This window comes from Achromobacter sp., from assembly GCF_050285585.1.
Taxonomy (GTDB): Bacteria; Pseudomonadota; Gammaproteobacteria; order Burkholderiales; family Burkholderiaceae_B; genus Achromobacter.
Genome location: NZ_JBLZXF010000003.1, coordinates 1 through 13,046, shown reverse-complemented (window position 1 = coordinate 13,046; position 13,046 = coordinate 1). Strand labels below are relative to the sequence as shown.

At 67.8% G+C, this 13,046-nt stretch carries 14 protein-coding genes; 3 read left to right on the top strand and 11 right to left on the bottom strand.

The window, feature by feature from the left end; all coding sequences use genetic code 11:
* Nucleotide 1 precedes the first annotated feature (1 nt).
* From ACN6PJ_RS05560 to ACN6PJ_RS05510, 11 genes are all read right to left on the bottom strand, one after another.
* A complete protein-coding gene (locus ACN6PJ_RS05560) occupies nucleotides 2-1,345 on the bottom strand; it encodes a COG3014 family protein (RefSeq protein ID WP_427994900.1) in 1,344 nt (447 codons plus the stop codon).
* Between the two features lie 335 nt (nucleotides 1,346-1,680).
* Nucleotides 1,681-3,069 (bottom strand): MmgE/PrpD family protein, encoded by a 1,389-nt coding sequence (locus ACN6PJ_RS05555; protein WP_427994899.1) that lies wholly within the window; start codon nucleotides 3,067-3,069, stop codon nucleotides 1,681-1,683.
* Nucleotides 3,066-3,944 carry an alpha/beta fold hydrolase gene (locus tag ACN6PJ_RS05550; RefSeq protein WP_427994898.1) on the bottom strand — a complete coding sequence of 293 codons (879 nt, stop codon included), beginning with the start codon at nucleotides 3,942-3,944 and terminating at the stop codon, nucleotides 3,066-3,068. The genes ACN6PJ_RS05555 and ACN6PJ_RS05550 overlap by 4 nt, the downstream gene beginning before the upstream one ends.
* A complete protein-coding gene (locus tag ACN6PJ_RS05545) occupies nucleotides 3,941-4,834 on the bottom strand; it encodes a polysaccharide deacetylase family protein (protein WP_427994897.1) in 894 nt (297 codons plus the stop codon). The genes ACN6PJ_RS05550 and ACN6PJ_RS05545 overlap by 4 nt, the downstream gene beginning before the upstream one ends.
* 15 nt (nucleotides 4,835-4,849) lie before the next feature.
* Entirely contained in the window at nucleotides 4,850-5,599 is a 750-nt protein-coding gene (locus ACN6PJ_RS05540; protein ID WP_427994896.1) for an ABC transporter ATP-binding protein, read from the bottom strand.
* A 7-nt stretch (nucleotides 5,600-5,606) separates the two neighbouring features.
* Complete coding sequence (locus tag ACN6PJ_RS05535; protein WP_427994895.1) at nucleotides 5,607-6,449, bottom strand: ABC transporter permease; 843 nt, start codon at nucleotides 6,447-6,449, stop codon at nucleotides 5,607-5,609.
* A gap of 47 nt (nucleotides 6,450-6,496) precedes the next feature.
* Nucleotides 6,497-7,474, bottom strand: coding sequence for an ABC transporter substrate-binding protein (locus tag ACN6PJ_RS05530; protein ID WP_427994894.1), 978 nt, complete (start codon nucleotides 7,472-7,474; stop codon nucleotides 6,497-6,499).
* 80 nt (nucleotides 7,475-7,554) lie between these two features.
* Nucleotides 7,555-8,361 carry an enoyl-CoA hydratase gene (locus ACN6PJ_RS05525; RefSeq protein ID WP_427994893.1) on the bottom strand — a complete coding sequence of 269 codons (807 nt, stop codon included), beginning with the start codon at nucleotides 8,359-8,361 and terminating at the stop codon, nucleotides 7,555-7,557.
* Nucleotides 8,362-8,379: 18 nt separating this feature from the next.
* Nucleotides 8,380-9,576 (bottom strand): CaiB/BaiF CoA transferase family protein, encoded by a 1,197-nt coding sequence (locus ACN6PJ_RS05520; RefSeq protein ID WP_427994892.1) that lies wholly within the window; start codon nucleotides 9,574-9,576, stop codon nucleotides 8,380-8,382.
* A 10-nt stretch (nucleotides 9,577-9,586) separates the two neighbouring features.
* Entirely contained in the window at nucleotides 9,587-10,966 is a 1,380-nt protein-coding gene (locus tag ACN6PJ_RS05515; RefSeq protein ID WP_427994891.1) for an amidase, read from the bottom strand.
* Nucleotides 10,963-11,148, bottom strand: coding sequence for a hypothetical protein (locus ACN6PJ_RS05510; RefSeq protein WP_427994890.1), 186 nt, complete (start codon nucleotides 11,146-11,148; stop codon nucleotides 10,963-10,965). Before ACN6PJ_RS05510 ends, ACN6PJ_RS05515 begins: the two co-directional genes overlap by 4 nt.
* Nucleotides 11,149-11,241: 93 nt before the next feature.
* Here ACN6PJ_RS05510 and ACN6PJ_RS05505 point away from each other — a divergent pair, with 93 nt between their 5' ends.
* The 3 genes from ACN6PJ_RS05505 to ACN6PJ_RS05495 all read left to right on the top strand — a co-directional run.
* Complete coding sequence (locus ACN6PJ_RS05505) at nucleotides 11,242-11,904, top strand: GntR family transcriptional regulator (RefSeq protein ID WP_427994889.1); 663 nt, start codon at nucleotides 11,242-11,244, stop codon at nucleotides 11,902-11,904.
* A 111-nt stretch (nucleotides 11,905-12,015) separates the two neighbouring features.
* A complete protein-coding gene (locus tag ACN6PJ_RS05500) occupies nucleotides 12,016-12,285 on the top strand; it encodes a XapX domain-containing protein (protein ID WP_427994888.1) in 270 nt (89 codons plus the stop codon).
* Nucleotides 12,286-12,363: 78 nt separating this feature from the next.
* Nucleotides 12,364-13,046 (top strand): hydrolase (locus tag ACN6PJ_RS05495; protein ID WP_427994887.1); only part of this gene is annotated, 683 nt, incomplete at its 3' end.

Sequence of the window (13,046 nt, the reverse complement as noted above, 5' to 3'; positions counted from 1 at the left end):
GTTATTTGGAAGCGAGGATGTCGACGCGAGGCGGCGTGGCGGCATTGATCGCACGCACGTACACGACAACCGGCCTTTTTTCCTGGGGCAGGTCGACCACGATGTCCTCGTGGCCGGGGACGCCCAGCGTCAGCTGGTTCGACTGGGGATAGGGCACGCTCATCAGCTGGAAGTTGTGCGGCAGCGTGGACCACGAACGCAGGTCGGCCTGCGTCGAAGCCGCCTGGGCGATCGCGGCCAGCGTGCCCAGAAGCGGGCTGGAATCGTTCAACTGCTTCTGCAGCACGGTCTTGGCCGTGGCGCGCACGATTTCCTTGATGAGGATCGCATTGAACCGGGTCTTGAACTCGCCGCGGATGATGGTGTCCATGTCGGCCAGCATCTGCGTCTGCTGGCGGCCGACGGTCAGGTACGGATAGGCGGGCGTGCCATCGCGCATGACGGGCAGCGCGATGCCGGTGTACTTGACGTTGCCGCTCACCAGGAAAAGGGGCAGGTCGACCCGCAGCTGTTCCTTGTGCGCCGCCGTGCCGTTTTCGAACACGACCCAGACCGCGGGCTTGAGCTTGCCGCCCTTGCGCTGGGCCGCGGCCATGTCGATCTTGACCTGTGTGTTCTTGGTGAGCGCGTACGCCCGTTCCAGGCTCTTGCGCGCCTTGTCGAGGTCGGACGGTTCTTCGCCGTTGAACAGGAAGTACAGGCCGTGCAGGTAGAGCGCCGCCGGGTTCACATAACCGGCATAAGGCGCCCACTGGGACAGGTCGACGCCGGCCTTGAGCAGGGCTTCGTCCGTGCCGGACATGCTGCGATTCACCAGGTCGGCGTTTTCGCCTTCTTTCACTTCATCGCGCTGCTTGGCGATTTCCGCTTCGAAGTACTCGGCGGCGCGGCGCTGGCGATCGTCGCTGCGGTTCCATTCGACGCGGGCATTTGCGTAATCGCCCTGCTGCCAGAAATTCAAGGCCTTGTAGGTATTGAGCATGACCGTGTCGTACACGGCCGGCGCATAGGGCAGAACGTTGTCGTTGGCCACGAGCGACAGCGCATGGTTGCCGGCGCTGGCCGCGATATTGCGCGTGTCGTCGTCCTTCATGAGCTCTTCGGCGCCGTCCAGCATCTGCGTGGAACGCTCGGACAAGCCGCTGTGCCGCAGCAGGGCCCCGGCTTCCAGGGCCCAGGGGAGATCGGTGGGCGGAGCGTCCTGCGGGCCGGCGGCCAGGACCGCGCTACTGGTGGCCGCAGGCAGGTTTCCGGCCGCCAGATCCCGTGAAAAATCCTTACGCGCTTGGGGATTGGCGCAACCCGCCAACACCAGAGCCAAGCCTGCAACAGCAGCCCACTTCATCGCTTCTCCGCCGGATAATACTATTTGTTAATAAACGTGAACGTATTTAGTATTTTGCTCACATTTAATCACAATATTACATTATTAGCAATTTGTGGATGCTTTTAGTCTTATTTTGTTGAAATATATCCGGTTGCGCGCCGTGCGCGCGGATGTCGATTCCGTGCGCCTCGGCCGTCGGTTTATTCCGTCAAATGGCGTGCCTGGGGTAGGGATCTGCGCGCCGTCGGAGGGCGCGGGCAGGCCGGTGTTTCGGCGTTATCCGGGCGAAGACGGAACGCGAGTTTGAAAACGCGTTTGCCCGCCTTGTTTCGATTAACGCCGGAAAACGCGATTTATTTATATTGCGCGCGCGCCGCGGCTTGGGGCGGTCCATGCGGTGCTGCGGTTGGCCGCAGCGGCCTGAGTTCGAGGCTGTCCAGGCCAGCCGGGGAATCCAGTTCCATGATGGCCTCCAGGCGCCGGCGTGCCTGGGCGGGGGACCATCCGGCCGAGATCATCAGGCGCCGGGATATGTCCAGCACCTGATCCGCACGCAACGCGCGCTCCGGGTCGCCGAGCGCGTCCCGAACCGCTTGCCGCAAATCGCGGCCATTCCTGAGCGACACCGTCACGGCGGCGCCGAAATGGCGGGGATACCGCGCCGAGCAGGCTGCGTCCGGCGTGGCGCGGGTCAGGGACCGCAAGCGCGCGTACCCGGGGTCCGCGATGGCGCCGTCCGAGAAATCCTCGATGTCGGGCCAGCCCTTGGACAGGGCAACGGCGACGGCATGTTGCAGGCTGAAGCGGGCTTCCAGCGGGGATGCCGGCTGCGCGCGATCGCAGAATGCGAGGGCGTCGTCATAGCTTTCCACGCGGATCGAGCGAATGTCTCCGGTTGGCAGGTCGCGCCAGCCAGCCTGGGCGCGCCAGGCGCTTCTCAGCGCCAGCGCGGCGTCGATGGCGGGATGGGCATGGCGGCAAGCCGCCCAGGGCTTGAAGGTGGTCCGGTGGATTTTCCATGGGCCGTCCGGGTCGGCGCCTATCCGCTCCGGCCGCGGATCCGGGCAGGTGGCGGCGTAAAAGCCTTTCTCTCCTTCCAGCGCGCGGGCCGGGCCGCGCATGCCCGCCAAAGCCAGCAGCGCCGCCTGGACGCCCGTCTGCGATGCGCGGGCCATGTGCCAGGGTTTGGCGTCGCAGGGATCCAGGCGGATCTGCCACAGGCCCGAGGACTGCGTGATGGCCAGCGCGAGCGCGTGGGCGGTCTGCGCGGCGTCCAGTCCGAGCAGGCTCGCGGCCGCGGCGGCGGCGCCCGCCGCCCCGCAGGACGAGGTGTTGTGCCATCGCTCGTAATGGCCGGGGCCCGCGGATTCTCCGATCCTTATCATGGCCTCGTAGCCCCGCAAGATGGCGAGAAGCGCGGCGGCGCCGCTGGAGGCCCGGCGGCGGGCGAGGCACAGTACGGCGGGGATGACCACCGGCCCGGGATGCACCAGCGCTTCGCGATGGAAATCATCCAGCTCGTGCATGCAGCCCAGCGAGGCGTCGTGCAACAGCTCGGCCCACGCGTCGGCGGGGTCATTGCCGGGCAGCGAATACCCCGCGCGCAGCGTCTGGGCCTGGGGCGTGGCGGCGCCGAGGGCCGCGGCGCCGGTCCAGGCGGCCACGTGCAGCGCGGCGCGTCCGCGGTCGGCGGCCGACGCGGGGCGCAGGCAGATCCGCGCGAGTTCGCCGACGAGGCTCATGAGAGCTTCATGACTTCGCCGCTGGCGCGCGGATCGCGCGCCGTCCAGCTGCCGGCCTCGACGGCGGCGATGAAGTCCAGCACCGCCCGGTTGAACGCCTCGGGTTCCTCCAGGTTCAGCGTGTGCCCCGTCTTGGGCAGCACGAGCAGGCCGCTGGCGGGCAGGGTGCGCTTGAGGAACAGGGCCGGCTCCAGGGCATGGTCGTCTTCGTCGCCCGCGATGATGAGCGCGGGAGCCGCCAGCGCGCCGAGCGGCCCGGCCAGCGTATCGAGGGCGGGGCGCGCCGCCTGCACGCCGCGCAGGGTCAGCGCGGCGCCGGTGGCGTCATGCCGGCCGAGGGCGTCGGCGAATGCCCGCCAGCCGCGCGGGTCCTTGTTCTGGTACTGGACGCGCGCGGGGCCGGCGGCATAGATCGGCCCGTAGCAGGCGCTGCCCAACGTCTCGAAGCGTTCGGCCGCCTGCAGCGAGGCCTCGCGAAACGCGGCATGGCCGGACGCGAGCGCGCCATAGCCGACCCCGGCGATTGTGAGGGAACGGACACGTTCCGGATGGGTCAGCCCGAAATGCAGGGCGGCGAAGCCGCCCATCGACAGCCCGACGATGTGGGCCCGGTCGATGCCGCAGGCGGCCAGCACCGCGCCCAGGTCCCGGACGGCGTTTTCCTGCGAATAGGCGGCGGGGTCGGACGGCACGTCGGAAGGCGGGTAGCCACGGGCGGCGTAGACGATGCAGCGGTGGCGGCGCGCGAAGGCCCGCAGCTGGGGCTCCCAGCTTTCGTGATCGCCCGCGAATTCGTGGACGAACACAACGGGCGAACCCTGCCCGGTTTCCTCCAGATGCAGGCGGTATCCGTCATGCGTGGTGGCGATGGTCATGGCAGTTCGGGAGCGGAAAGAGGAAGGGGCCGGCGTTGCTTGAACCAGTCGGCGATCTGGCTGCCGGTCATGAAGTCGACCTTGGGATGGCGCGCCAGCAGGTCCAGCATTTCCTCGAAGTAGCCAAAGCGGTGAGGAACCCCCATCAGGTGCGGGTGCAGGCCGAGCGCGAGCACCCTGGGCTGGGTTTCGCACTCGCGTTCGAACAGCGCCAGCGTGCGCGTCAGCCGCAGCAGGAACTCGGGGGAGGAGTGCTTTTCGATGGCATAGATGATCGAATCGTTCAGCTCCAGGTTGTAGGGCATCTGGATCAGCGCACCGCGCTTGACGCGCATCCAGTTGGGCAGGTCGTCCAGCACCCAATCGCACACGTACTCGACGCCGGCGTCGGCAAGCAGGTCCGGCGTGTCCGGCGTTTCGCGCAGGCCGGGGCTGAGCCAGCCGCGGGGGAGGCGCCCGGTGAAGGCGCGCAGTTTCTCGAGGCACGCGCTGATGAGTCCGGCTTCGCCGTCGGCCTGGTTCAAGGACTTCTGGTGCATGCCGTGCCCGATGAATTCCCAGCCCGCGGCAAGCATGGCCTCGGCGGCCCGCGGATAGGCATCGATCACGCTGGCGTTGCAGCTGGTGGAGGCGGGCAGGCCGCGCGACTGGATGGCGGCGAGCATGCGCGGCAGGCCGGCGCGCATCCCGTATTCCGCCCAGCTGAAGTTCGGCACGTCCGGCACGGTCTCGCGCCCGTGAGGCGGGGTGATGATGGTGCGCGGCATGGGCTGGTCGAATGGCCAGTGTTCGACGTTGATGACCAGGTGCACCATGATCCTGCCTTGCCCGGGCGCGGCAAGAGCGGGTGGGTCGGCGGAAAATGCGTAGGGGATACGGGGCGTTGCCATGGTGGATCCTGGAGGTCAGTGCCGCATTTGCTTGAGGATGTCGCGCTTGAGCCCATTGAACGCCTCTCCGGTGATCAGGTCGAGCGAGCGGGGGCGCTCGATGGGCACCGTGATGCGCGTGGCGATGCGGCCCGGGCGGGCGGACATGACGTAGATCGTGTCGGCCAGCAGGATCGCCTCGTCGATGTCGTGCGTGACGAAAACGACCGTGGTCCGCAGCGTCTGCCATACGGAAAGCAGCAGCTCCTGCATGGTGAGCCGAGTTTGCGCGTCCAGCGCGCCGAACGGTTCGTCCATCAGCAGCACCTTGGATCCCAAAGTGAGCACGCGCGCGATGCCTACGCGCTGGCGCATGCCGCCCGAAAGCTGGATGGGCAGGTGCCGGGTGAACGCCGACAGCCCGGTGATGCGCAGCATCTCTTCCGCGCGGCCGGCATATTCGGCCTTGGACTGGCCGGCGATCTTCGGACCGAATACGACGTTCTCCCATACGTTCAGCCAGGGGAACAGCGCGGCTTCCTGGAATACGACGCCGCGCTCGGGGCCCGGGCGCGTCACCGGCTGGCTGTCGACGGTCAGGCCGCCCGCCGTCGGCGACTCGAAGCCGGCGATCAGGTTCAGCAGGGTGGACTTGCCGCAGCCGGACGGCCCGAGCAGCGCGACGAACTCTCCCGCCTGCACGTGCAGGTCGATGCCGTCCAGCGCTTGCACCGGGGTCGCTCCCGGATAGGTCTTGCTCAAGTTGGTGACGGATATGTCGGACATGGCACCCTCAATGATTCTGCAACATGCGCCAGACCAGAATCCGGCGTTCGATGATGACGATCAGGCGGTCGCTGAGAAAGCCCATCAGGCCGATGGAAACCATGTCCGCCAGCACGATGTCCATGCGGCCCACGTAATAGGCGTCCCACAGCACGTAGCCCAGGCCGGATTTCACGGCCACCATTTCAGAGACGATCACGGCCGTCCAGGAGATGCCCAGGCCGATGCGCAGGCCGGTGAAGATGGCGGGCATCGCGGCGGGCAACACGACCCGGCGCAGCAATTGGGCCGAAGAGGCGCCCATCATCCGCGCGGCGCGCACCAGGTTGCGGTCGACGTCGCGCGCGCCTTGCGTGGTGTTGACGACGATGGCGTAGAAGCCGCCCAGGAAGATCAGGAAGATCGAGCCCATGTCGCGGATGCCGAACAGCGCGATGGAGAAGGGAAGCCAGGCCGTGATGGGGATCGGCCGCAGGCCCTGTATCAGCGGGTCCAGCGTCTGCGAAACCAAGCGGCTCCAGCCTATGGCCAGGCCCAGGGGGATGCCCAGCAGCATGGCCAGGACGAAACCCTGGATCACGCGCAGGGCCGAGTACTGCACGTTGCTTGCCCAGGTGCCCTGGTAGGGATTCAGTCCCATCCCCGGGGGGGCGAAGATCCAGGCATACCAGGCGCGCGCAACCTGGACGGGGGTGGGAACCACGCCCGCCATATCGGGGGACTGCCCCACCCATTGCCAGACGATGAGAATGAGGACGGGAACGGCGAGCCCCAGCCCGGCCTGGCCGATGGCGCGGCGGGAGCGGCGGATCGGCGTTGCGCATTTCAGTGTTGAAGCGTTCACCAGCATCTCCTTGGCTTGCGGCGGCCGGGAAGACCGCCGCGCAAGCCGCCCAATCACATGACTTCCTTGAGGAGCCCTTCATCCCATACCGTGTCGATCTGCCCGCTCACGTCTTTCGGAATGACGCCCAGTTCGTTGAAGGTCTTGGCCTGGCGGCGCAATTGCTCCAGGTCCAGCACCCCGCCCAGCTTGATCAGCTTGGCCGATTCGCGGGTGACGTTCAGGGGCAGCCCGGTGTACTTGGAATACGCTTCGGCGAATGCCTCGGGATCCTTGGCGAGCCTTTCCTCGGCGTTCTTGTAGGCCCACAGGAAGCACTTGACCGCCTCGCGCTTGTCGCGCAGCGCGTCGCGCGTGCTGGCGAGCAGCCCCAGTTCCGCGCCCACCGCCTTGCTCTGGCTGTATTCGAGGTTCTTGGCGAAAAAGGCGGTGCCATCGGCGACCAACTGGGATTCGAACGGCTCCCACAGGGCGACCGCGTCGACGTCTCCCCGCTGCAGCGATTGCACGAATGCGGTGCCGCCGCCCTGGATGTTCACCGCGGTGAAGGTGTTGTACGGCACGCCCTTCTCGGCCAGCATGGCCGCCCACTGGAACCAGACGGCCGATCCCGGGGCGATGCCGATGCGCTTGCCGGCGAGGTCCTTCCAGTCATCCATCTTGACGCCCTTGCGCGTCACCAGGTATTTGGGCGAGGACGCGACGCCGGACAGGCCGACCAGCTTCTGGCTGCCCTGGGCGAGCGCGATGGCCAGGTCGGCGGGTCCGATGCCGGACACGTCCACCGATCCCGACAGCAGGGCGGTGCGCGCGTCGGCATAACGGACGAATTCGACGGGCTTGACCTCCACGTTGCAGGCCTTCAGGTCATCGGCGACGAAGATGATGGGAGAGAGATGGCCGACCTTGACATAGCCGACCGTCAGCACCTGCTTCTGGGGCGCCGGCGCCGGGCGGGGGCCAACCGCGTGGCTGGCCGAGGCGGCCGCGCACAGCGCGCCGGCTAGGGTCATCCTGTAGAGCGTTTTCATGCATTTTCCCCTTGTTGCTTGATAAACACTGCGGGCGGCGCGGCGGCGCCGCGCCAGGAGGAAATCGAGCCGGACGGCGCTCAGTTTCCGGTGAATGCGGGCGGCCTCTTCTCCCGGAAGGCCAATTGGCCTTCCTGGTAGTCGCGGCTGAAAAAGCAGGCGCGGACGGCTGCGTCCACTTCCTGCGCGGCAGGCGCGGAGGGGTCGGCCGCCAGGTGGCGCAAGGCCATTTTGGCGGCGCGCAGGGTGAGCGGCGCATTGCCCGCCACCTCCTCGATGCGCCGCGCCACGGACTGGGAGAATTCCTCGTCGGCGTAGGCTTCCTGCACCAGGCCGATGCGGGCGGCTTCCGCGCCGTCCACGATCCTGGCCGTCATGAACAGATCGGCCGTGCGAGCCGTGCCCAACACGTCGCGCATGCGCTTGAGGCCTTCCATCGAGTAACCGAGCCCGAGCCGCCCCGCCGGCATCCGGAAGCGCGAGCCCAGGGTGCAATAGCGCAGGTCGCAGGCCAGCGCCAGCGCCATGCCGCCGCCCATGCAGATGCCGCGCACCGCGGCGATCACCGGCAGGGGGCAGGCGCTCAAGGCCTGCATGGCGCCGGCGACCGCGGCGTCGTAGCGGGCGATCTGCCCGGGGTCCTTGCGCTGGGCGCCGAATTCGGAGATGTCTGCGCCGGACACGAAGGCACGGTCTCCGTCGCCCTCCAGCACGAGCGCGCGCGCGCCTTCCCGGGCGCCCGCTGCCTGCACGGCGCTCGCCAGGTCTTCCCACATCGCGAGCGACATGGCGTTGTAGCGCGCGGGGTTCACGATGCGGATACGCGCGATGCCGCCGTCGAAGACGACGTCAAGGCGGCCGGGGGCGGGAGGAGAGGTCTGGGTCATGGAAAACTCCGCAGTGCGTCAGATGGCGCGGGCTTCGCGCAGCCGTTCGATATCCGCGTCAGCGTAGCCGGCTTCGAGCAGGATTTCCTCGGTATGTTCGCCCCAGCCCGGGGCGGTGCGCGCGATGTCGGCGGGGGTGCGGGCCAGGGTGACCGGCTGCGTGATCAATGTGCGTTCGCCGCCTTGCCACGCCGGGCAGCTGCGGGCGGCCTGCAGGTGCTTCACTTGCGGGTCTTCGAACATCTGCGGCACGGAGTAGACGGGACCGGCCGGCACCCCGGCCTCATTCAGCAACGTCACCCAATGGTCCACCTCCCCGTTCAGGAACATGGCCTGGATTTCACGGTTCAAACGCTGGCGGTTGGCCACTCGCAGCTTCTCGGTGGCGAATTCCGGGTCCGACTCCCAGTCGTGGCGTTCGAGCGCGGCGCAAAAGCGCTTCCAGTTGCCCTCGCCGGCGGCGCCCAGGTTGAACATGCCGTCCTTGGCGTGGAACAGTCCCATGGGACTGCTGGTCGGGTGGTCGTTGCCTTCCTGGCGGGGAACGTCGCCGTCGTTCAGGTAGCGGGCCGCCTGGAAATCCATCATGGCGATCTGCGAGTGCAGCAGCGAGGCGTGGACCCACTGGCCTTCGCCGGACTGTTCGCGTTCCAGCAGCGCGGTCAGGATGCCCAGCGCGGCATACAGGCCCGTGCTGGAATCCGCGACGGCCAGGCCGGCGCGCACCGGCCCCTGGCCAGGCAGGCCGGTGACCGACATCAGCCCGCCCATGCCCTGGATGATCTGGTCGAAGCCCGGCCGGCGCGCATAGGGGCCGCTCTGGCCGAATCCCGAGATGCTGGCGAGGATCAGCCTGGGGTTGATCCGGCGCAGCGATTCGTAGTCGACGCCCAGGCGCTGCTTGACGTCGGGGCGCCAGTTCTCGACCACCACGTCGGCGCCAGCCGCGAGGCGCTTGAATACCTCCAGGCCCTCCGGCGTCTTCAGGTTCAGGGTCAGCGAGCGCTTGTTGCGGTTCAGATTCTGGAAGTCCCCGCTCCAGCGGTCGGCCGCGAACATTGCCTCGTTGGGATCGACGCCGGGCGGCGGTTCTATCCGGATCACGTCCGCGCCGAAATCGGCGAGCATGCGCACGCAGGTGGGGCCGGCCCGCACGCGGGAGAGGTCTAGCACACGGAAGCGCCGCAAGGCTGGCGAGGCGGAGAGTTGTGGCATGGTCTCGGCTTCAAGGAGGTGAGGGAAGAAAAGAAGCGGCGTGCGGGCGCGCCTGCTCCACGTGGCGGGCGAACGCCAGCAGCCGGGCTTCCTGCCCGGGGCGGGCGACGGCCTGGACGCTGATGGGCCGCTTGCGCGCGTCCAGCCCGATGGGAAAGACGACCGCGGGCAGATCCAGGTAATTGACGAAAGACATCCAGCAGAACAGATCCAGCAGGCGGCGCGGTTCGAACGTGCCCGCGCCGGTCAGGACCTGCCGCCAGTCCGGCACGCCGCGGGGCAGGGCCGGCGTCAGCAGCAGATCGGCGCGGCCCAGCGCCTGAGAGATGAACTGGCGGGCGTGCGCGCTGCGCTGGCGCTGCGCGTCGAGGTACCAGACGGCTGGCAGCGCGGCGCCCGCCAGCGCCACGCCGCGGGTAAGGGGCGTCAGCGCCGGCGCTTCCCCGCGCAGCGCGGCCTGGTGGGTCGCCGCGGTTTCGGCATGCAGCAGCGTGTCCGCGAGCCGGCTCCAGACCGGCAGGCCCTCAAGCGTCACGGGGATTTGCCGTGAACCCGGGGGCAGGCCGTCCACGACTTCCTGCAAGGCCCGTCCAATCCCGGCATCCAGCGATACGGCGGGATTCGGATGTTCCCAACAGGTCGCGATTCGCCATGCCGCCGTTGCGGACTCGCGCGCCCAGGCGTTCGCGCCTTGCGGAAAAAGCCGCCGCGCCTGGGCCGGGGCAACCAGGGTTTCGAGGATGAGAGCGGCGTCCGCCGCGCTGCGGGCGAGGATCCCCGCCGTATCGAGGCTGGGCGCCAGCGGCGCGATGCCGTGCGCGGGCAGCAACCCTCTGGCGGGCTTGAATCCGAGGACGCCGCAGGTGGCCGCCGGAATGCGCACGGAACCCGCGGTGTCCGTTCCCAGCGAGCCATAGCACAAGCCCGCCGCCACGGCGACCGCCGATCCGCTGGAGGAGCCGCCCACGGCGGCCTGGGCGTCGATCGGATTCACCGGCAAGGCGTAGTGGGGGTTTTCGCCGGTCGCTCCGCAGGCATGTTCCGCCATGACCAGCGCGGCCAGCGGCTTGCTGCCGGCGGCTGCCAGGCGCCGGATCAGCGTGGCGGCGGCGCCGGCCGGGCGGGCTGGCGCCGCCGCGGGATCCGTGCCGCGGCCGGGAGCCCGGCCCGGCAGTTGGAAGATGTCCTTGTGGGCAAGGCCAACGCCAGCCAGCGGCAGTGCAGGATCGGGCAGTTCCGCAGGCGTGTCGAATACGGCGGCGGCGCTGTGGCGGGTGTCCGCGGCGAACGCCGCGTGTTGCCGCGACAAGGCGTCCCGCAGGCCGACCTCGCCGCTGCGCAGGGCGGCGCGCAGCTGCGCGATGCCGTCGGGCAGGCCGGCCGGGGTCATTGCCCCGGCTCCTGCCGGCGCGCCGGGGGCGCGAGGCGGGCGAGAGTCTTGGCGACGCCGCGCACTTGCGCGTCGCTTGCCGGGATGCCTTGCAGCGCAAGGAGTTCCCGCAGGCCCAAGGCCAAGGGCGGCAAACCGGCCTTGTCGTCCTGCAACGGTTCAGCTCTGTCAGGAATAGGCATTCCTTCCCCTTGCTTGTATTATTTAACCGCGTATAAATATATTTATAGGACAAGGGATAATTTAGAGCAATAGAATTTTTATACGTGAAAACCATGAAAGTCAGTGAACGCATCCGCCTGGCCGTCGAGGAGGACATCCGCGCCGGCGTCCTGAAGCCCGGTGACGCGATCGACGAGCAGGAACTCGCCGCGCGCTTCGGCGTGTCGCGCACGCCGGTGCGAGAGGCGCTGATCCAGCTGAAGGTGCAGGGCATGCTCGAGAGCCAGCCGCGCAACGGCATGGAAGTGGCAAGAATGGACGTGCAGGAACTGCTGGCCATCTGGGAGCTGATGGCCGAGATGGAAGGCGTGTGTACGCGCATGGCCTGCCAGCGCATGTCCGACGACGAGCGGCAGGAGCTGGCGCGCATCCATCGCGAGGCGGCGGCGCTGGTCGAGGCGGATGACGCCGAGGGCTGGCGCGAGGCCAATCACGCGTTCCACGAGGTGCTCTACCATGGCTGCCGCAATCCATACCTGCGGCAAGAACTCCTCAGCCTGCGCGCCCGCACGGGCGCCTACCTGCGCCATGCATTCAGCGCGGTAGGGAGGGTGCGGGCCTCGTACGAGCAGCACGGCGAATTGCTGGAGGCGATTCTGGCGAACGATCCGGAGCGCGCGCACCGGATGATGATGCGCCACATAAGCCTGGCCCAAGGCGCCAAGGGCCTGGCCGATTTCCTGATCAACCTGCCGCGGTCCATGGTCAAGAACTAGCGGGCCCGTCGCCGAGACGGAAATACAAATTCCACGAGACGGCCGTTCTAGCGCCGTCCCGGGAACTGCGGGAAAGTACCCATCGTTGCAACTGATGGTGGGGAGCCCGCTATGTATCTGATATCGCTGGGCGCCGGCGTGCTCGTCGGCGTGATCTACGGGCTCATCCATGTGCGATCGCCCGCGCCGCCGGCCATCGCGCTCGTCGGCCTGCTCGGCATGCTGATCGGCGAGCAGCTCGTCCCCATCGCAAAGCGCGTCGTTCACCGGGAGCCGGTATCCGTCTCCTGGTTCCGCAGCGAATGCGCTCCGAAAATCACCGGACTGCCTTCCCGCGCGCAGGGCAAGGACGGCGGGCCGGACGGTCCGCCCGCCGCCTGACGGGCCGCCATGGGCAGCCGGGCCACCCGGCATTCACGGCGATTCCTCGCCACAACCCGCTCGACCAAGGAGCCTTCCATGTCCAACCCGAAACTCGAACTGCTGACGCCGCACAACTGCCAGATCATTTTCATCGACCATCAGCCGCAAATGGCTTTCGGGGTGCAGTCGATAGACCGGCAGGCGCTGAAGAACAACACCGTGGCGCTGGCCAAGGCCGCCAAGGTTTTCGGCATTCCCGCGATCATCACGACGGTGGAGACCGAGAGCTTCTCCGGCCATACTTATCCCGAGCTGCTGGACGTTTTCCCCGGCCAGAAGCTGCTGGAACGCACGTCGATGAATTCCTGGGACGACCAGAAGGTGCGCGATGCGCTGAAGGCCGCCGGCCGCAAGAAGGTCGTCGTGGCGGGCCTGTGGACGGAAGTCTGCAACAACAGCTTCGCGCTCGAAGCCATGGACCAGGGCGGCTACGAGATCTACATGGTGGCCGACGCCTCGGGCGGAACGTCCAAGGAAGCGCACGACTACGCCATGCAGCGCATGGTGCAGGCCGGCGTCGTGCCCGTCACCTGGCAGCAGGTGATGCTGGAATGGCAGCGCGACTGGGCGCGCCGCGATTCCTATGACGCGGTCATGCAGATCGTCAAGGAACATTCGGGCGCCTATGGCATGGGCGTGGATTATGCCTATACGATGGTGCACAAGGCGGCGGAACGCACGGCGTCGAAGCACGAAGTCCTGGCGCCGGTCGCCGCCGG

Bases quoted from the DNA above. Each gene is read 5' to 3' on its own strand.
- ACN6PJ_RS05535 (WP_427994895.1), bottom strand. From the start codon at position 6,449: ATGCTGGTGAACGCTTCAACACTGAAATGCGCAACGCCGATCCGCCGC.
- ACN6PJ_RS05500 (WP_427994888.1), top strand. From the start codon at position 12,016: ATGTATCTGATATCGCTGGGCGCCGGCGTGCTCGTCGGCGTGATCTAC.
- ACN6PJ_RS05510 (WP_427994890.1), bottom strand. From the start codon at position 11,148: ATGCCTATTCCTGACAGAGCTGAACCGTTGCAGGACGACAAGGCCGGT.
- ACN6PJ_RS05545 (WP_427994897.1), bottom strand. From the start codon at position 4,834: ATGGCAACGCCCCGTATCCCCTACGCATTTTCCGCCGACCCACCCGCT.
- ACN6PJ_RS05530 (WP_427994894.1), bottom strand. From the start codon at position 7,474: ATGAAAACGCTCTACAGGATGACCCTAGCCGGCGCGCTGTGCGCGGCC.
- ACN6PJ_RS05520 (WP_427994892.1), bottom strand. From the start codon at position 9,576: ATGCCACAACTCTCCGCCTCGCCAGCCTTGCGGCGCTTCCGTGTGCTA.
- ACN6PJ_RS05540 (WP_427994896.1), bottom strand. From the start codon at position 5,599: ATGTCCGACATATCCGTCACCAACTTGAGCAAGACCTATCCGGGAGCG.
- ACN6PJ_RS05505 (WP_427994889.1), top strand. From the start codon at position 11,242: ATGAAAGTCAGTGAACGCATCCGCCTGGCCGTCGAGGAGGACATCCGC.
- ACN6PJ_RS05560 (WP_427994900.1), bottom strand. From the start codon at position 1,345: ATGAAGTGGGCTGCTGTTGCAGGCTTGGCTCTGGTGTTGGCGGGTTGC.
- ACN6PJ_RS05515 (WP_427994891.1), bottom strand. From the start codon at position 10,966: ATGACCCCGGCCGGCCTGCCCGACGGCATCGCGCAGCTGCGCGCCGCC.
- ACN6PJ_RS05550 (WP_427994898.1), bottom strand. From the start codon at position 3,944: ATGACCATCGCCACCACGCATGACGGATACCGCCTGCATCTGGAGGAA.
- ACN6PJ_RS05555 (WP_427994899.1), bottom strand. From the start codon at position 3,069: ATGAGCCTCGTCGGCGAACTCGCGCGGATCTGCCTGCGCCCCGCGTCG.
- ACN6PJ_RS05525 (WP_427994893.1), bottom strand. From the start codon at position 8,361: ATGACCCAGACCTCTCCTCCCGCCCCCGGCCGCCTTGACGTCGTCTTC.